Source organism: Sanguibacteroides sp. AM78-02pH3A, assembly GCF_027666085.1.
GTDB classification, from domain to species: Bacteria; Bacteroidota; Bacteroidia; order Bacteroidales; family Marinifilaceae; genus Gabonibacter; species Gabonibacter massiliensis.
Window position 1 is genome coordinate 256,125 of record NZ_JAQEHX010000003.1, and the last position, 18,641, is coordinate 274,765.

Here is an 18,641-nt window from a genome sequence, read left to right on the forward strand (position 1 = left end):
TTACTCTTTGTAATATACTCGTTTCACCCGAGAAGATACTCCCGTCAAAATCTCGTACGGTATGGTACCGAGTTTGTCGGCTATTTCCGTTACGGGAATATGTTTCCCGAATATTTCCACTTCCTCGCCCACGAGAGCGTCCGTATCGGTAATATCTATCATGCATGTATCCATGCAGATATTTCCGATGATCGGAGCTTTTTTCCCTTTCACGTATACTTCGCCGACCCGATTGCTCAGATGACGATTCAGTCCGTCTGCATATCCCACCGGGATAACGGCAATTCGCGAAGGACGGTCGGTATAGCTTTTACGTCCGTAGCCGATCGATTGACCCGTTGGAACTTCCCGAATGGAAGAGATATGCGTTTTAAATGTACTGACAGGCCTGAGGAGGGCATGATCGGAGCTGATTCCGTGTAAGCCTATTCCCAATCTGACCATGTCGAAATGATATTGCGGGAAACGCTCGATGCCGGCAGAATTTAAAATATGTCGCCAGATTTTATAATTGAAATGCGCCTGGATTGTGGTTGTCATATTTTCGAAGAGATGAATTTGGTTTAAGGTAAACTCATCGTGTATGCTTTCGTCGCTTCCGGCTAAATGGGAGAATAGAGAACGGATATATACGGTCCGGGGGCGGTTGAAAAAACGGAGTAATTCCGGCAGATCTTTTTCGTCAAATCCGGAACGGTTCATTCCCGTGTTGAGTTTTACGTGTACCGGAAAATGTTTTATTCCGTGTTTACCCAGGGCTTTTTCAAAATCTTCCAAAATATCGAGAGCGTAAATCTCCGGTTCTAATCCGAACGTGATCATATTGTCGAATGCTTCCCGTTCCGGATTCATTACGGCAATAGGGAGAGTGATACCCGCGGCCCGTAATTCTATTCCTTCATCCGCGAAAGCAACCATAAGGTAATCTACCCGGTGATATTGAAGGAGTGAAGCGATCTCTTTGGACCCGCTGCCGTATGAGAACGCTTTTACCATAACCGCTAATTTGGCAGACGTGAGAGAGCGGAAATAGTTCAGGTTATGGACCATCGCATCCAAGTCGACTTCCAGGATGGTGCCGTGCGACTGTTTTTGCAGGAAACCGGCAATGAATTCGAATTGGAAGCGCCGGGCTCCTTTGATCAATATGACTTGATTTTTAAAATTATTCCGGTTCTCCTGTTTTAAAAATTGCTCGGTATTTTCATAAAATCGGGAGTTGTCAACGGTAAAGTAGTGCTGATACTCTCTTAATTCTTTCCCGATGCCGATGAAACAGGATATTTTTGCTTGCTGTAACAGCATGGCAATACTCTTGTACAGCGTCTGTTTGTCTTCGCTTATATCCATAAAGTCGGATAGGATGACCACCCTCTCTTTGTGGGGATCCTGTATGGATAGACTATTCAGAGCCAATTGAAAGGAGGCGGGATCGGAATTGTAGTAATCGTTGATCAGGATGCAGTTGTTGATACCCTCCTTTATCTCCATACGCATGGCTATAGAGGAGAGATGTTTTACGAGCCGGGTGATGGAGCTTGGTTGTATGCCTTTGAGTAATAGTACGCAAACGGCATTCATCGTATTTTCGAAAGAAGCGGCGTCCGGAAACGGTATCGTGAGTAAGAACGAGATGTTCCCGTGTGTGATTCTTACTTGACGACTCTTTGCGTCGATATCCAATGTTTCGGTTTTTACGATTGCTTCCGGGCTATCCCCCCAAAGAAAGAGCCGTACTCGGTCCGGGAGTTGTTTTTTTATGAATTTCAGTACTTCTCCGGCTTGCCCGACGAGAGTTTTGCAGGAGGTAAATAACTTGGCTTTTTCGGTTAGTTTTTCCTCTGTCGAGGTGAAATTTTCATCATGGGCCTCCCCGATATGAGTAAATAGGCCTATATCCGGGCGGATCATCTGTTCCAAGCGTTGCATCTCTCCTTTTTGAGAAATTCCTGCTTCGATCACAGCGATCTCGGTCTCCTCTTCTATACCTAACAAAGAGAGCGGTACGCCCACTTGTGAATTATAGCTTCGAGGGCTGCGATAAACCCGGTAATTTTCCATTAAAAGTTGAGAAAGCCATTCTTTTACAATGGTTTTGCCATTACTACCCGTAATTCCGATTATTTCGGCTTTCGATTGTTGACGGTAGTGGGCGGCTAATTGTTGCAATGCGGATAACACATCGTCTACCCGTATAAAATTGGCTTCGGTCAATCGGTCGAATTCGGACCTGTACTCATGGATAACGAAAGCCCGTACCCCGTTTTCATACAAAGAAAGAATATAATCATGCGCATCGTGATTTTGTCCTTTTAGAGCGAAAAAAAGGGTTTGGTCGGCATAAATGACAGAACGACTGTCGATACCGTATTCACTTATTGTTACGGGACATCCTTTTTTCAGGTCTCCGCGGATGACACGGGCGATTTCTTCGATTGAGTACATCATACGGCCATAATTAATATCTTTAATTCGCAAAAGTATAAATTAATCGGATATCTTTCCGTCGGGAACGTTATAAATAATTATATGCCGTTATCCTTTTCGCTTGTCATAGGAGGGGGGCAAACAGACGGGCAAGAGACTCTTTTATCTTGTCTTTCTTGGGTCTGAATTTCCATTGTTGTATGCTGATCTCGCCGCTACCTTTCAAGTCGTTTATAAAATCCGTAGCCAGCTTGCGGCTAACGTTCCGGTCGTAGATGATCATGTTCAATTCGAAATTCTGCTCAAAGCTGCGAATATCCATGTTGGCGGTTCCTACACTCGAAACGAGTCCGTCTATGATAATTAATTTACTGTGATTGAATCCTTTGCGATACCTGAATACCCGTACGCCTGCCTCTAATAACTCTTCGACGTATGAACGGGTACACCAATAGGTAAGCAGGGAGTCTGATTTATAAGGAATCATGATACGTACGTCCACACCGCTCATCGCTGCTGTTTTTAATGAATTGATGGTCGTTTCTCCCGGCATGAAGTAAGGCGTAGAGATAAACACGTATTTCTTCGCCATATTTATCAACGTGAAATAGGCTTGTTGAATAGACGTCCAGTCACTATCGGGGCCGGAGGAGACCGCTTGCATGATGACACTTCCTTCTGCTCCTTTGTTAGGAAGATAGGCCTCTTTGTTGAGTAGAAGTTCTTGCCGGACAAAATACCAGTCAATAAGAAATACGACCTGGAGTGAAGTCACGGCTTCACCTCGGACCTTCAGGTGCGTGTCGCGCCATATTCCGATGCCGGGCAGACCGTGTAAATACCGGTCGGCAAAATTAAGCCCTCCTAAAAAGCCGACCTCCCCGTCCACGACAACAATCTTTCTATGGTTTCGATAGTTTACCTTATTCGTAAACAGGGGAAACCTTACAGGGAGGAAAGGGTAGATCTGAATGCCGGCGGCCTGCATTTCACGGATGTAACTTTTAGGCAGTTTCCAGGAACCGACGTCATCGTATATGACTCTCACTTCCACTCCTTCCGTCGCTTTTTTGATCAAAATGTTTTTTAGCCGTTCGCCTAATTCTCCTTTTTCAATGATATAGTACTCCAAATGGATGTATTTTTTGGCTTTGGAAATAGCCAAGAAGATGGCTTTAAAGGTTTCTTCCCCGTTATTTAATATATCTACCGTATTATTACGAGAAAGCAAAGCCTTGCTGTTGTTCAGCAAAAGTGTCATGAGCCGTTTTACGGTTTCCATGTCTTCCCTTTTCAACAGTTCGGTCTTTTTTATACGTTGTTTTTGATCTTCACTCATGTATTGGAGCCACTTGAAGTCTCCCAGCCCTTTCATGGAGAACATTTTAATCCTACGGTAATTCATACCGAAATAGATGTAGAACAGCAGTCCGATACCCGGAATCAGACTGAGGACGAGCATCCATGCCAAAGTCCTGACGGGACTCCTGTTTTCCATAATGATGGTATACATTACGCCAATAACGGTAATGACATATAAAGTAATGATAATATAAAATACGATCGTCGTCCACGCCATGCTGCTACTCCTTGTCTTTTCTATTTTTTTGTTTTACGAATCACTTTCTCTTTCTGTATATTTTATGATTTTCAAATTTTCTCCCGTTCAATTTTGTTATCTTTGTCTTATGAATACGATCTTCGATTTACAACAGTACGCATTGCATGTATTAAAAGATACTTATGACGAAAGGGAAATCCGTTCTCTTTGTTCTCTTATTTTTCAATATGCTTTGCATTATACAAATATAGAAATCCATCTGAGAAAACACGAACAATTAGATAAAAGCTTTATCAATAAATTTTTACAAATACTGGAAGAGCTGAAAACGGACCGACCGATTCAATATATTTTGGGTGAAACAGAGTTTATGGGGTTGTGTTTTAAATTAAATGAAAATACGTTAATTCCCCGTCCGGAAACAGAGGAAGTGGTTATGCGGGTGGTCAATTCCGGGATTTGTATGCCAGCCCGGCTTTTGGATATCGGGACGGGAAGCGGGTGTATTGCGATCGCTTTGGCGAAGCAGATGGAGGGATTGGAAGCGGAAGGTGTCGATATCTCTTTGGAGGCTGTCCGGCAGGCAAAAGAGAATGCTCGGATAAACGGGGTAACAGTGGATTTTTATGTACGGGATATTTTGCGTTGGAGAGAAGAGAAATGGCCTGTTTATGATGTGATCGTGAGCAATCCGCCCTATGTCCGTTTTTCGGAACGGCAATTTATGCATAATCGCGTATTGAATTATGAGCCGGAACGGGCTCTTTTTGTATCGGATGAAGATCCTTTGGTGTTTTACCGTACGATTGCCGATTTTGCTATGTCTCATTTGAAATCGGGAGGGGCTCTCTTTTTCGAGATAAATGAAGCATTGGGAAATGAAATGGTAAATTTATTGTCGGGAATGGCATACGAGGGGATAAAGATAGAACAGGATATACACGGTAAAGATAGAATCCTTTGGGCTAAAAAAGGGTAACTTAAATTCAGAATATAACAGAATCGGTTTATAACGAGGACAATGGATGTGAAAAAGGCTTTGCATATAATTGCAGCTCAATGCAGCAAGAAAGAGTATTGTAGTTTCGATGTTATCGTGAAGTTGCAACGTTGGGAGTTGACGGGAACGGATATCGCGGAAGTTATGGCTTTTTTGGTAAAAAATCATTTTGTAGATGACGAACGTTATGCCCGGGCTTACGCGATGGATAAGTTTCGGTTTAACCGTTGGGGAAAACAGAAGATAGAACGTATGCTTCGGCAAAAGCAGATAGCGGAACATATCGTTGCCGGGGCTTTGAACGGTTTACCCGACGAGGCTTATGATGAAGCGTGTATCTCTTTGCTGAAACAAAAGGCCCGAAGCTTGAAAGAGGACGATCCCCGCAAACGTAAAGCCAAGCTTTTCCGTTATGCCCTCGGTCGGGGGTTCTGTTACGAAGTCGTTTCCCGTTGCATTAAACAGCTTTGATTTAAATTTTACTTCATATTTTCCCGGCCGTAAAAATGGATGAGGATAGAATGAGCGAAGTTTGTCCGTCGAAAGAGTGATTTCAACTTATGTGCATCGGTATAATTCAGGTGAAAATACTCATCCTAAATTACTGACTTTTTCCAAGGCTTCCATATCGGTGATCTTTATTTGTTTGCCGTTCAGCTCCACGATACCTTCCGAGGCAAAATTCGATAATGTGCGAATAGCGTTGGAAGTAGTCATGTTGGAGAGATTGGCGATATCTTCCCGGGAAAGGCAAACTTTTAACGTTTGACCGTCATCTTCGCATCCGTAAGTCTCTTTCAATACCAGTAGGGATTCGGCCAACCGTCCCCGGATATGTTTTTGCGTCAGGGTAACGGTCCGGCGGTTGGAAAAACCGAGGTCGGTGGCTAAAGCGCGGATCACGTTCATGGCTACATCGGAGTTACTTCGGACGATGCCGAAAATCAATTCGGTTTTCATGATACACACGATGGAATCTTCTATGGCCTCGGCGGAGGCTATATGGTTTTCTTCGGCAAAAAAAGCGCGGTAGCCGATGAAACCGACGGGCTTGGCCATACGTACGATCTGATCCCTCCCCGATACACCTTTTTTGATGATTTTGGCTTTTCCGGTGATCAAACAAATCAGACCGAAAGGCTTATTTCCTTCCTCGTATATCAGATCTCCTTTTTTATAACTTTTACAGATACTGGTTTGCCGGATAATGCTCTTGCTGCTTTCATCCAAGTCGGCAAAGAGAGAATTAGGGCTATCGATACAAATATTGCAATATTTCTCGTGTAATTCCTTGTCTTTGATTGTTCTCATAGGTTAGGTCGGTTATTTACGTTAGTTTGGCAGTGAGAGGCATACGGCGTCCGTTTCCGAAAGCTTTTTTGCTGACTTTTAAAATGGGGGGACATTGTGCCCTTTTGTAATCGTTCCGGTTTACCATCGTGATTGTTTTTTCTACGATCTCCGGGGCAAATCCTTGAGCAATGATCTCCTGTTCGGACAGGTTCTCTTCTATGTATAACTTTAATACGGCATCCAATACGGGATAGTCGGGGAGAGAGTCCTGGTCTTTTTGCCCGGGGCGGAGTTCTGCCGAAGGCGGTTTTAGTAGGGTGTTTTCCGGAATAATTTCCCGTTCCCGATTGATGAACCGGGCTAATTGGAATACCTCCGTCTTGTATACGTCTCCCAGAACGGATAAAGATCCGCATAGATCTCCGTATAAAGTTCCGTAGCCTACTGCCGCTTCGCTTTTGTTGGATGTGTTCAATAAGATGTTTCCGAATTTATTCGACATGGCCATGACCAGGGAGCCTCTGACACGTGCCTGAAGGTTTTCTTCCGCCACGTTGAAGGGTAAATCCCGGAACACGGGCTCTAAAGTGTTTAAAAAGGAGTCGTATATCTCTTTTATGGGTAAAATTTCGTGAGGTATATGCAAATTTTTCGCCAAGTCGATGGCGTCTTTCACGGAATGATCCGTGGAGTAATGGGAAGGCATTAATATTCCCTTTACATTTTCACTCCCGATAGCTTCTGCGGCCAAGGCGGCGACGACAGCGGAATCGATACCGCCGGAAAGACCTAAGATGGCTTTGGTGAAATTATTTTTTTTGAAATAATCTTTTATTCCTAAGATTAAAGCATCGTGAATCAATTGTATTTTTTCCGGTAATTTCTCTTGGAGAGGCTTACTCTTGGCCAGTTGAAAAGTATCGACCAGCAGAAAATCCTCTTCGAAAGCGTTTAATCGGTGTGTTAGGATACCCTGTGCGTTAAATACCAACGTGTTGCCGTCAAAGATAAGGGAAGTGTTCGCACCGACGTGGTTTAAAGAGATGACGGGGGCCTTTTGCTTTTTGGCCATGGAAGCAAAAACCTCTTTCCGGTAGGCGCAACTTTCGGTCGTGAAAGGTGTCGCACCCACGTGGATGATGAGCGAATCCGTCTTTTGGATACTTTCTGCTTCGTATTCGTCAAAAATGACCCGGATATGCTGATCTTTATAACGGATGGCTGTATTTTCTTCCCCCGCAATGAAATAGCGACTCTCGTCGAATACGTCGTAATCGCTAAGGATGGTTTTGTTGGCTCCTCCCCGAACTTCCTTATTGTACATGAAAAAGATAGCGTTGTACAGAATACCGTCTTCTATATCGAGATTGGGACATCCTACTAAAGCGGCTATGGAATCGCAGGCCTCGGCGATTTTCTCGATACTGATCCGGCAAGCGTTTACAAAATACTCTTTTTCGAACAGATCCTGAGGATAAGCCCCGCATACGGCGTGTTCCGGGAATACGACAAGATCTGCTTTCATCGACTTCGCTTTTTTGATAGCCTTTATTATAAGCTCCTGATTTTTCTGTATATCACCGATGTGGTAATCGATCTGGGGTATTGCTATTTTCATAATTCCTTCATTGTACTGCCGGGCAGCACGATCTGTTTTAAGTTTATAAAATCAATCTTTTCCGTTACGAGGATTAAGATTTTTAGCTGTCTTTTCCGTTATACCTGTCACAGGTAATTTTTTTTTGTTTATGACGGATGAATTTTGTTTTCCTGAGGCAAATTTACGAATTTTGGGCTGAAATAACGATAGAAATTTGTATAAGTTTATGATGATAGAAAAAAAAGAGATCCGGAAACAGATCAAGGAGATAAAGAGCCGTTACGCGTTGGATGAGAAGAAGAAGATGTCCCGTTCCATTTGGGATCAGTTGGAGAAAGACCCCTCGTTTGAACAAGCCGAGGTCGTCTTGCTGTATTGGTCTATGGATGATGAGGTGTATACGCACGATTTTGTTTGTAAATGGGCGGATAAGAAGGTTATTTTGTTGCCTTGCGTGAAAGGGGATATTTTGGAGTTACGAATGTTTAAAGGGGTGGATTCTCTTGCTCCCGGAGAAAGTTTCGGAATATTGGAGCCACAAGGCGAGTTATATACGGATTACTCTTCTATCGATCTGATCGTTGTGCCCGGGGTAGCCTTTGATGCACAAGGGAATCGGTTGGGCCGCGGCCGCGGATATTACGATCGAATACTGAAGGAGACGCACGTGGCTAAAAAAATAGGGGTATGCTTCAATTTCCAATTTCTGAAGCGTGTTCCGGTAGACGAATTGGACGTGAGAATGGATAAAGTAATCCATGAGGCATAAAAAAACCGTCCTTAAAGACGGTTTTTGAATCTTTTTTATGATGATTAAGCTTCTTTCGGAGCTCCAACAGGGCATACTCCTGCACATGCTCCACAAGAGATACACTCGTCAGCATTGATTTGATAGTGATCATCACCCATAGAGATTGCTCCAACAGGGCACTCTGATTCACATGCTCCACAAGAAATACAATCATCAGATATTACGTAAGCCATTTCTATAAATTTTTTTGTTAATAATGCCGCAAAATTAGAATCTATAATTGAAACAAAAAATTTTTTGCTTATAAAAAGACCAAAATCATTGAATTTAGATTTGTTCTATTCTTTATTTTGGGATTTTTACAATGATTCTATATTCACGTGATCTCGGATTTATGAAGTTGTAATGAGTTTATAACGTGTTGATTGGTAGTATAAATATAAACGATTCAGCTATTCGGCTCTTTCAGGATATTCTTTCGCCTGATGATGGCGGATACAGACTCGGTACGATAAAATGCGTTTTGAACGAGGTCAGGCAATCCGAGTTATGATTATGCGTTATATATTTTCACGGTATAAGGAAAAAGGATTTGTATTTTGTCATTATTTCTTTAACTTTGCGGCAAAATTTTGAGAACGGGGGTTTTAAAATCGTGCAATGGGAATACGGATATGGTCTATAACCCCGAGGCTTTAATTCGCATTTGAGTAGCACATATGAATATAGATTATGCAAGTATTTGAATTAAAAGGAGACGTAAGAAGTGATTTAGGGAAAAAGGCGACAAAAGCTTTGAGAGCCGAAGAAAAAGTTCCATGCGTGCTTTACGGTGGGGAGGCTAACGTACATTTTGCCGTTGCGGAACGTGATTTAAGAAAGTTATTGTATACTCCTAACGTATACCTTGTAAAATTGACGCTTGATGGAAAGTCTTACGATGCAGTAATGAGAGAGATTCAATTCCATCCTGTAACCGATCGGGTGTTGCATATTGACTTCTATCAAACGGCGGATGATAAACCGGTTGTGATTGAAGTTCCGGTGAGAACGGAAGGTTTTGCCGAGGGTGTGCAAGCCGGAGGTAAATTGGTTTTGGTCAGTCGTAAGTTGAAAGTAAAATCTCTTCCGAAAGATATGCCTGACGAGCTCGTTTTGAATGTAGAGAAGTTGGGGGTAGGTAAATCCATTAAAGTGAAAGATTTGGATTTCCCGCATATTGAAATCGTGAATGCGAAGAGCGTGGTTGTTGCTCAGGTTAAGTTAACAAGAGCTGCAAGAGCCGCACAATCTGAAGCTAAATAAGTTGTAAGTAGACAAGATGAAATATCTTATTGTGGGATTGGGAAACATAGGTCCCGAGTACCAGAATACACGACATAATATAGGATTTAAAGTATTGGACGCTTTTGCTAAGGCGTCCAATGCTGTTTTTGAAGATAAGCGTTACGGGGCCGTAACCACGGTAAAAGTAAAGGGGAGAACCTTGATTTTACTGAAGCCGAATACTTATATGAACCTGAGCGGAAAAGCCGTGGCTTATTGGTTGCAGAAAGAGAGAATCGAGTTGTCGGATGTGCTCGTTATCGTGGATGATCTGGCATTGCCCTTTGGTACGATTCGATTGAGGGGGCAGGGAAGCGATGGAGGTCATAACGGTTTAAAAAGTATTAACGAATTATTGGGTACTCAGGCGTATGCCCGTTTGCGCTTCGGGATAGGCAACGATTTTGCTCGCGGAGGACAAGTCGATTACGTGTTGGGGCATTGGACTCCGGAGCAGGAAGAGAAGATGCCCCGGATGCTGGAACATTGCGGAGAGATCATTAAAAATTTCATTTTCGTGGGGCTTGTAAAAACGATGAGTCAGTTTAATAATTGTAAATTCTGAAATCGGATGATTAGATGATTGGTGATAGAGGGATTGAAATTGAATAACCTAATCATTGAATCACGAAATTCTTCTAATTTACAATGAGCGATTCTGTGATTGGAGAGAGTTACGATTTTCGATTTTAGAGAGTTTGAACGGAGTTTGGATCAAAAGTTATCGGATATGGACGAGAAGGTAAGGATAGATAAATGGCTTTGGGCCGTACGAATTTTTAAAGCTCGTTCTCAGGCAGCCGAGGCATGTGGGAAGGGACACGTTTCAATCGGGGAGGTGCACGTGAAGGCTTCTCGGGAAGTGAAGGTCGGAGAGGTCGTGAAAGTGAGAATTCCTCCGATAGAGAGGGAGTATGTCGTTAAACAGGTTACGGATAAACGTATGTCCGCCCAATTGGCTGTTGATTTTGTAGAAGAGATTACGCCTCAGGAGAGATTGGATATATTGAAAGGGACACATATGATGTTTGAGCACCGGGATCGGGGTACGGGACGTCCGACCAAACGGGACCGGCGTTTAATAGATAAATTGAAAGGTGACGTTTAAAATTTGATTTATGTTGATTGCACGCGAAAAGAGAAAAAGTAACCTTGCGGAGTATATCCTTTACATGTGGCAGCTGGAGGATATGTTGAGGGCATTGCATTTGGATATGACTTTGGTGGATCAACATATCGTTAGTGGTTTTCAAGTAGATGAATCGACTCGTAAAGAGATGCTGGACTGGTATGATAATTTGGTCGAGATGATGAAGAAGGAAGAGGTGACCCGGGAAGGGCATTTGCAAGTCATTAAAAATATGGTAAGTGAATTGACAGAGATGCATTATCATCTTTTACACCAAACTCATGATGTCCGTTACCGGCATATTTTTATGGCAGCGGCAAATAATTTATTGGATTATCGACGTAAATCCGATTTATCCGAGGAGGTTTCCGACGTGGAATTGGCTCTGCATGCTCTTTATGGAAATTTGCTCCTTAAATTACAAAAGAAGGAGATACACGCTCAAACGACGGCGGCGATGGAATCTTTCAGCCGTATGCTGGCCTATTTGTCTGCCGTATACAAACGTATGGAAGAAGAGAACGAGTGAGAATGACTGATAATTAAATAATATTTCTAACTTTGAAATCGGGCAGATCCGTCTGTCGGCAGAGTATGGATGATGGGAGGACGGAGAATAAAGGTTTGTCAAATCTAAATTATTTATTATGAAAAAAGCGGTGTTTATAGCTATTCTGATCTTTGTAGGCATAGCGTGTCGGGCGGAAAATCGTTCCAGAACATTTAAAAAGAACTTTCCTGCCTCAGCCGTGAAGGAATTGAGAGTATGGAATCGTTTCGGGAACATCGATGTCCGTCAGGAAGGTAACGAATTCGAGATCGAAGCCGTTATTGCAATGGAAGGAAAATCGGGGGCAAAGTTAGATGAATTATTAAAGTATATATACATACAGGTACAGGAAGAGGGGGAAGTTTTGGATGTTAAGACCGTTTTTGAAAAAGATATGAGCATGCTGCAAAGGGTATCGTCGGTAATTGTAAATGTGGATTACCACATTAAGGTGCCGGTAGGGAAGAATGTTAAATTAGAGGTGGAAGATGGTAATATCCTTTTGGGAGATTTTGTCGGAAATTTGAGCGTAGGAAGTGTTTCTGGAAATTTTAAGGCCCATTCCGTAAAGGAGGGGGTTTTTATGGTTAATTTCTCTAAAGGAGATTTCGAAATTGAGGAGTTGACACAGCTGAAAGGAGAGTTCAAATCGGCTAAAGTAAAAATCGGAGGGGGAAAAGAGGTAAAATTAAATTGTACTTCGACGACATTGCAATTGATGGAAGCCGATCATTTGAACTTGAAAACCTCGGGTGGTACCTGCTTTTTGGGAATGATCGATTGTTTAACGGCAGAATCTTTTTACACCAAATACGAGATTCAAGATATCGGAGATTCTTTGCAGATGAAAACCCGATGGGGTGAAGTTAATATTCGGAATATTCATTTCTCTTTTGCCGTCGTAGAGATCAAAAGTTCTTCGACGAAGTTAGGGTTGACGTTTGGTGAAGGAGCAGGTTATGATTTAAGTTTGAAATATAATCGGGGAGTAAAAGTTGATTTACCCGAATCCTTTCAATTGGAAACGCAGCCTGTGACCGAGAAAAATATAATTTGGAGAAAAGGAGCGGTCGGGGATAAAAAATACGATAGTAAGGTAGTTCTGGAGTTATCGGGAGGAAATCTATTTATACAGTAATGAGGATCCGTGTGCGGGCAAATGAAGGTGTAAAGATGTATCAGACACATATTTTTCAGAATGGATTGAGACTTATTCATTATGAAGTTCCGAATAAAGCGGCTTATTGCGGGTTGATCATAAATGCCGGAAGTCGTGACGAGCGAGAAGAGGAGTTGGGGGTAGCTCATTTTATAGAACATGTTATCTTTAAAGGAACGGAAAAGCGGAAGGCTTATCATATCTTAAGTCGTTTAGAAGATGTAGGTGGTGAATTGAATGCTTATACCACGAAAGAGGACACCTGTATTTATGCCACTTTTATGCCGAAAGATTACGAGCGGACATTGGAGTTGTTTGCGGATATTGTTTTCCATTCCGTGTTTCCCGAAAAGGAGCTTGAGAAAGAGAAAGATGTCGTGCTGGATGAAATTAATTCCTATAAGGATAGTCCCGGGGAGTTGATTTTTGATGATTTCGAGGAATTGATCTATAAAGGATATCCTATCGGTCGAAATATTTTGGGTGATGAGGCTGCCGTGCTGCGTATTGATCGAAAAATGATCCTTGATTTCGTGAAGCGAAACTACAATCCCGAGCGGATGGTTATTACTTCAGTGGGAGATATGCCGTTCGAAAAGATCGTTCGTTTGGTTGAAAAATATTTTGCCGTTTACCCGAGAGGATCGGAGATTTTAAGACGGACTAAACCGGAGATCTATTTGCCCCGTTTCGTGAAAGAAGAGAGGGATACTTATCAGAGTCATTGTATTATCGGAAATGTCGCCTACGACCAAACACAGGAAAAACGGGTGGTTTTATCGTTGCTTGTTAATCTTTTGGGTGGACCTGGAATGAACTCCCGATTGAACCTGAACATCAGGGAGCGTTATGGTTTGGCTTATAATATAGAAGCTTCCTATACTCCCTATTCGGATACAGGGGCTTGTATGGTTTATTTCGGTTGTGATAAAGAGAATGCAGCCTGGTGTTTGGATTTATGCCGGAAGGAGATGCGCTTGCTCTATGAAGAGAGGTTAGGTCCTGTACAATTGAAGAGAGCCAAGGCTCAGATGATAGGGCAGATTACCATCTCCTCGGAGAACTATGAGAACCTGATGCTTTCTATCGGAAAAAGTTTTTTAATATACGATAGAGTGGATAGTTTGGAAGACGTTTATGCCCAGATAGAGAGTATTACGCCGGAAATGTTGATGGAGGTGGCGCAAGAGATTTTTGATTTGGAAAAACAGTCTATTTTGTTATATAAATGATATGTTGGAAATGAATGCGGAATTGGAACGGTACATTTTGTCCCATAGCGAACCGGAGGATCCTTTGCTATCGGAGTTGACTCGTTCAACCTTTCTGCATGTACTGCGTCCCAGAATGCTGTCCGGAAATCTGCAAGGACAATTTTTAAAGATGATTTGCCGGATGACGGGAGCCCGGAGGATATTGGAGATAGGAACCTATACCGGGTATTCGGCTATCGCTATGGCTTCGGGTTTGTCGGAAGAGGGGTGTTTGCATACCATTGATATCAATGATGAGTTGGAAGATTTTACCAGAGAATACATAGAAAAGAGCGGTCTGGCTCATCGGATCGTTTTTCACGTGGGGGATGCCCGGAAGGTAATTTCAACGATAGATGAAGTTTTTGACTTGGTATTTATCGATGCTGACAAGCGGGAATATTCCGATTACTATCGTTTGGTATTTGATCGGGTGCGTCCCGGAGGAGTTATTATTGCCGATGATGTGTTGTGGGACGGGAAAGTGCTGGAACCTGTAGGAAATCCTGATGCCCAAACGAAAGGAATATTGGATTTTAATGCTCTCGTGCAGTCGGATGCACGTGTGGAGAATATTTTACTGCCCATTCGTCACGGACTGATGTTGATCCGGAAAAAATAAATATCTTTGTTCTGAAAACCGATAAGATGGTAAGCTTATTCTCAAATTTTCATGAAATATGAAACAATATTTAGAATTATTAGATAGGATATTACAAGAAGGGGTTGAAAAAACGGACCGTACCGGTACGGGAACGATTAGCGTTTTCGGCCATCAGATGCGTTTTGACCTGTCAGCCGGTTTCCCGTTGCTGACCACTAAAAAATTGCATTTAAAATCCATCATATATGAATTATTATGGTTTCTTCGAGGCGATACGAATGTGAAATATTTGCAGGAACATGGCGTACGGATATGGAATGAGTGGGCGGATGAGAACGGGGACTTGGGACATATATACGGTTATCAATGGCGTTCTTGGCCTCGTCCTGACGGTACTCATCTGGATCAGATTTCACAGGTAGTAGAAGATATAAAACATACTCCAGACTCTCGTCGGTTAATCGTGAGTGCATGGAATTCCGGGGATATTGAGAACATGGCGTTGGCTCCTTGCCATGCCCTTTTTCAGTTTTACGTGGCCAATGGAAAATTATCCTGTCAGCTGTATCAACGGAGTGCCGATTCTTTTTTGGGTGTTCCTTTTAATATCGCGTCTTACGCTCTTTTGACCATGATGATGGCTCAGGTGTGCGATTTACGGCCGGGAGAATTTGTACACACTTTGGGAGATGCCCATATCTATTTGAATCATATCGATCAGGTGAACTTGCAGTTGTCCCGGGAACCGAGGGACTTGCCTGAGATGGTAATTAATCCTACCATAAAATCCATATTCGATTTCCGGTATGAGGATTTTGAACTGCGGAATTATAACCCGCATTCGCATATAAAAGGAGAAATCGCAGTCTGATGAATTTTAAATCGTAGATTTAAAATTGTAAATTATAGAAATGGATTTAATTTATAATTTTCAATCTGCATGTTAATCTACAATTAATTATGGTTTTGTCAATAATAGTAGCAGCAGCAGAAAATAGCGTTATCGGTAGGGATAACGGGTTAATATGGCATTTGTCGGGAGATCTGAAGCATTTCAAGGCAATCACCACGGGACATACGGTAGTGATGGGAAGAAAGACTTTTCAATCTATGGGACGGGCTTTGCCTAACCGGAGGAATATCGTTATTTCCCGTAATCCGTCATTTGTTGCGAAAGGATGTGAATTGGTCGATTCCATTGAAAGAGCATTGGAGCTGGCAAAGGATGAGGAGGAAGTTTTTATTATCGGTGGCGGTACGATATACCGGGAGTTATGGGATCAGGCCGATCGTCTCTATCTGACGGTCGTTCATACGGTGTGCGACGGGGATACGAAGATCCCTTCCGTGGACCCTGGATGTTGGGAAAAAGAAGGTCAGGAAGATTTTCCGGCGGATGAAAAGAATGAGTTTGCCTATTCGTTTATCAATTATCGAAGCAAGAAAAAGTAGAATGATTTATCGGATTAACCCCAAGTATAAAGAGTTTGAGTCGTTTATCTTAGCTATTCCCCAACGTTTCGAACGAGAAGGTGAAGTGTTGGAGGCGGATCGGAATGTGATAAAAGTGCTGGAGATAAACGGTCTCCGGTTAAATGTCAAATCTTATAAGAAGCCGAATTGGGTGAATCGCTTTGCTTATGCTTATATTCGGAAGAGCAAGGCCGAACGTTCTTTCATTTATGCCAATAAATTGGTAGAGAAGGGTATTGGAACGCCGGATCCTGTAGCCTATATTCTATATAAAAACGCCTGGGGGGTTACTCGCAGTTATTATATCTCTTTACAAGTGGATTTTGATTATGAATTCAGGGATTTGAAGAAAAAACATCCGGTCGACATGGAACGGATATTGAGGGAGTTTACCAGGTTTACCTATCGGCTTCATCAAAATTCGATCTATTTTTTGGATCATTCGCCAGGTAATACATTGATAAAGAGGGAGGGAGATGCTTATTGTTTTTATCTGATCGATTTGAACCGGATGCAATTTAAGTCGATTTCTCCTTTGGCCGGATTAAGAAATTTTTACCGTTTGAATGCAGACGATGAAATGATTGGCATTATGGCCGATGAGTATGCGCGGCTAACGGGGGGAGATAGCAGGGAGATGTCCGTTTTGTTGAAAAAGTGGACTCATGAACATGATGCCAACGTATTGAAACGCAAACAAAAAAAAATAGCCCGATGTAGACGGTAGCTTACTTTTTCCGTATTTTTCCAAATTTTTTTATACTCGTGTATTTACGCCATAGGTTAAGCTTCCGGTGTGAGGGGACACCGTGCCGTGCAATGTAATCTCTGGCGGCATCAAGCATGCGATGAGCTACTTTACCATCCAGGTAAGGATCGTAATTTTCGATGATCCATTTTCGCTTGTTGATGCATTCTTCGTCGCGTTGAACTCTTTCAAAGGCGTCGGAAAGTTCTTCCGCTTGTTGTATATCTTGCCAGTAAATATCTTTGGCAATGGTTTTATAAGTGATTACCGGTTTATCCAGCAAAAGAAATTCGTATACGGTCGAAGAGGTGTCGCTGATCATAACGTCGGCCATCAATTGGTATTTGGTAATATTGTGATCCTCTATCCAAAGTATATTTTCGTGTTGTTCGGAGAGTGCTTTGTATTCTTCCATCCACTCCGGCCGGGTAAGGGGATGGAATTTTAAGATCAGTAAAATATCTTTTTCTTTCGCTATTTTAACCAATCCCTCTTTGATGAAAGGAAGGGAGGTCAGGGAGGGTGAGAATGTGGGAGCGTACAGGAGAAGTTTACTTTTACGGTATTTTTCCAATAGTTCTTTTTTCTCGTTATCAAAAGTATGCAGGTTCGCGTATATCCAGTCTTGGCGGGGCCAGCCTGTTTCGACTACTTCGAAATCTTTATATTTTTTGGCCAAAGCCTTGAACCCTCGGGTAAAGAAGGGCCCTTGGGTAAAATAAGTGTCAAAATAGCGACGGATCACCCAATGATCTTTTTTTTCTGCGGCATAACCGTGAAATATCTGTATTTTTACCCCCGGCAGGTAATAGGGAACAATGTTACACGGAACGAAAATGACTTCCGGAGAGAAATCGTAGACTTTCTGTATGCTATTGGTCCATCGGGTTTCGTTTCGTAAAGGAAAATCAGGAATATTTTTTTGATGAACATACCATAGTAATTCATGTCCGCCCTCCTGTTCGGCTTCCTCTTCAATCGGTTGCAAAATGTTGATGGCGTATTTCTGCTCACAAAATAGTACGATTCTCATTATAATAGGTGTTGGGGTATTTGTTTTACTGCATGCTGAAAATCTTCTACCGTATCCAGCTCCATGGAAAAATAATCGCTGGTGTCGACGGGATAGAAATAATGTCCTTTGGGAATCAACCTTTCAAAAGCCCGTTCATAAAAAATGTTATCCAGTTTTTCTACCGTAATCATTTGAGATAGCTCGTGATAAAGAGCCGTAAGATAGGAGTTGGAGATTTTCTCTATCCCGATGGATTCTCCGATTGCTTTCTCGATAGAACAGGTTTTGCTGATCTCGATAATTTGATTCTTCTCGTTGGTAATCACTTTAATCTCTTCTTCTCCAAGATGATGAGCGTTTAAAGCCAGGCAATTCTCGTGAGGGGACACCTGCAATAGCCGGATCATTTCTGGGTCATAGAGGATGTCGCTATCGAGTAATAGAAATTCGTTCTCGCGAAGAACTGCCGGCAAGGCTAACCATAAGGAATAGATGTTGTTGGTACTCGCGTATCTCTCGTTGTAAATGAATCGAACCGATAAGTTCGGATAGGTCGTTTTTACAAATGCCTCGATCAACTCTTTTAAATAACCGGTGACAATGATAATTTCATCTACCTGATGCAAAAGTAATCCGTCGATAGCCCGTTCCAACAGACAGCGATCACCGATCTTCAATAAGCATTTGGGTTTATCGTCTGTAAGCGGACGTAAGCGGGAAGCTATACCGGCAGCAAGAATGACAGCTTTCAT

The 18,641-nt window shown here is 42.4% G+C and carries 20 protein-coding genes; 13 read left to right on the forward strand and 7 right to left on the reverse strand.

What is annotated here, in order from left to right:
- Together PGR74_RS06055 and cls are read right to left on the reverse strand one after the other, a co-directional pair.
- On the reverse strand, positions 1 to 2,448 hold the full coding sequence (locus PGR74_RS06055) for a bifunctional UDP-N-acetylmuramoyl-tripeptide:D-alanyl-D-alanine ligase/alanine racemase (protein WP_041505087.1): 2,448 nt from the start codon (positions 2,446 to 2,448) through the stop codon (positions 1 to 3).
- 103 nt (positions 2,449 to 2,551) lie between these two features.
- Positions 2,552 to 4,006 (reverse strand): cardiolipin synthase, encoded by a 1,455-nt coding sequence (gene cls, locus PGR74_RS06060; protein WP_041504244.1) that lies wholly within the window; start codon positions 4,004 to 4,006, stop codon positions 2,552 to 2,554.
- Positions 4,007 to 4,115: 109 nt separating this feature from the next.
- Here cls and prmC point away from each other — a divergent pair, with 109 nt between their 5' ends.
- Both prmC and PGR74_RS06070 read left to right on the forward strand, forming a co-directional pair.
- The gene (gene prmC, locus PGR74_RS06065; RefSeq protein WP_041504449.1) at positions 4,116 to 4,967 is read left to right on the forward strand and encodes a peptide chain release factor N(5)-glutamine methyltransferase; all 852 of its coding nucleotides are present in this window, start codon (positions 4,116 to 4,118) and stop codon (positions 4,965 to 4,967) included.
- A 42-nt stretch (positions 4,968 to 5,009) separates the two neighbouring features.
- Positions 5,010 to 5,459 (forward strand): regulatory protein RecX, encoded by a 450-nt coding sequence (locus tag PGR74_RS06070; protein WP_041504245.1) that lies wholly within the window; start codon positions 5,010 to 5,012, stop codon positions 5,457 to 5,459.
- A 120-nt stretch (positions 5,460 to 5,579) separates the two neighbouring features.
- Here the strand turns inward: PGR74_RS06070 and PGR74_RS06075 are convergent, their stop codons facing one another.
- Positions 5,580 to 6,299 (reverse strand): Crp/Fnr family transcriptional regulator, encoded by a 720-nt coding sequence (locus PGR74_RS06075; RefSeq protein ID WP_052634804.1) that lies wholly within the window; start codon positions 6,297 to 6,299, stop codon positions 5,580 to 5,582.
- A gap of 16 nt (positions 6,300 to 6,315) precedes the next feature.
- Positions 6,316 to 7,899 (reverse strand): NAD+ synthase, encoded by a 1,584-nt coding sequence (locus PGR74_RS06080; protein WP_041504246.1) that lies wholly within the window; start codon positions 7,897 to 7,899, stop codon positions 6,316 to 6,318.
- A gap of 208 nt (positions 7,900 to 8,107) precedes the next feature.
- On the opposite strand from PGR74_RS06080, the gene PGR74_RS06085 reads away from it, so the two are divergent.
- Positions 8,108 to 8,650, forward strand: a complete 543-nt coding sequence (locus PGR74_RS06085) for a 5-formyltetrahydrofolate cyclo-ligase (protein WP_041504247.1) — start codon at positions 8,108 to 8,110, stop codon at positions 8,648 to 8,650.
- A 44-nt stretch (positions 8,651 to 8,694) separates the two neighbouring features.
- Here the strand turns inward: PGR74_RS06085 and PGR74_RS06090 are convergent, their stop codons facing one another.
- The gene (locus tag PGR74_RS06090) at positions 8,695 to 8,865 is read right to left on the reverse strand and encodes a DUF362 domain-containing protein (protein ID WP_071595998.1); all 171 of its coding nucleotides are present in this window, start codon (positions 8,863 to 8,865) and stop codon (positions 8,695 to 8,697) included.
- A 499-nt stretch (positions 8,866 to 9,364) separates the two neighbouring features.
- Between PGR74_RS06090 and PGR74_RS06095 the strand changes: the two genes are divergently transcribed.
- From PGR74_RS06095 to PGR74_RS06140, 10 genes are all read left to right on the forward strand, one after another.
- A complete protein-coding gene (locus tag PGR74_RS06095) occupies positions 9,365 to 9,937 on the forward strand; it encodes a 50S ribosomal protein L25/general stress protein Ctc (RefSeq protein ID WP_041504249.1) in 573 nt (190 codons plus the stop codon).
- A gap of 16 nt (positions 9,938 to 9,953) precedes the next feature.
- Positions 9,954 to 10,523 (forward strand): aminoacyl-tRNA hydrolase, encoded by a 570-nt coding sequence (pth, locus tag PGR74_RS06100; protein WP_110688791.1) that lies wholly within the window; start codon positions 9,954 to 9,956, stop codon positions 10,521 to 10,523.
- Positions 10,524 to 10,688: 165 nt separating this feature from the next.
- Positions 10,689 to 11,066, forward strand: a complete 378-nt coding sequence (locus PGR74_RS06105) for an RNA-binding S4 domain-containing protein (RefSeq protein WP_110688815.1) — start codon at positions 10,689 to 10,691, stop codon at positions 11,064 to 11,066.
- A gap of 10 nt (positions 11,067 to 11,076) precedes the next feature.
- Positions 11,077 to 11,616: a DUF4924 family protein gene (locus PGR74_RS06110; protein WP_041504251.1), complete on the forward strand. Its 540-nt coding sequence runs from the start codon at positions 11,077 to 11,079 to the stop codon at positions 11,614 to 11,616.
- A gap of 118 nt (positions 11,617 to 11,734) precedes the next feature.
- Positions 11,735 to 12,775, forward strand: a complete 1,041-nt coding sequence (locus PGR74_RS06115) for a hypothetical protein (protein ID WP_041505088.1) — start codon at positions 11,735 to 11,737, stop codon at positions 12,773 to 12,775.
- Positions 12,776 to 12,810: 35 nt separating this feature from the next.
- Positions 12,811 to 14,028: a M16 family metallopeptidase gene (locus PGR74_RS06120; protein WP_110688816.1), complete on the forward strand. Its 1,218-nt coding sequence runs from the start codon at positions 12,811 to 12,813 to the stop codon at positions 14,026 to 14,028.
- 1 nt (position 14,029) lies between these two features.
- Positions 14,030 to 14,671 carry an O-methyltransferase gene (locus PGR74_RS06125; RefSeq protein WP_110688792.1) on the forward strand — a complete coding sequence of 214 codons (642 nt, stop codon included), beginning with the start codon at positions 14,030 to 14,032 and terminating at the stop codon, positions 14,669 to 14,671.
- A gap of 58 nt (positions 14,672 to 14,729) precedes the next feature.
- The gene (locus tag PGR74_RS06130) at positions 14,730 to 15,524 is read left to right on the forward strand and encodes a thymidylate synthase (protein WP_041505090.1); all 795 of its coding nucleotides are present in this window, start codon (positions 14,730 to 14,732) and stop codon (positions 15,522 to 15,524) included.
- Between the two features lie 89 nt (positions 15,525 to 15,613).
- The gene (locus PGR74_RS06135; RefSeq protein WP_041505091.1) at positions 15,614 to 16,105 is read left to right on the forward strand and encodes a dihydrofolate reductase; all 492 of its coding nucleotides are present in this window, start codon (positions 15,614 to 15,616) and stop codon (positions 16,103 to 16,105) included.
- A gap of 1 nt (position 16,106) precedes the next feature.
- Positions 16,107 to 16,853: a hypothetical protein gene (locus PGR74_RS06140; RefSeq protein WP_041505092.1), complete on the forward strand. Its 747-nt coding sequence runs from the start codon at positions 16,107 to 16,109 to the stop codon at positions 16,851 to 16,853.
- A 1-nt stretch (position 16,854) separates the two neighbouring features.
- On the opposite strand, the gene PGR74_RS06145 is transcribed toward PGR74_RS06140, so the two are convergent.
- Positions 16,855 to 17,907, reverse strand: coding sequence for a CDP-glycerol glycerophosphotransferase family protein (locus PGR74_RS06145; protein WP_041505093.1), 1,053 nt, complete (start codon positions 17,905 to 17,907; stop codon positions 16,855 to 16,857).
- Positions 17,907 to 18,641 (reverse strand): phosphocholine cytidylyltransferase family protein, encoded by a 735-nt coding sequence (locus PGR74_RS06150; RefSeq protein WP_041505094.1) that lies wholly within the window; start codon positions 18,639 to 18,641, stop codon positions 17,907 to 17,909. The genes PGR74_RS06145 and PGR74_RS06150 overlap by 1 nt, the downstream gene beginning before the upstream one ends.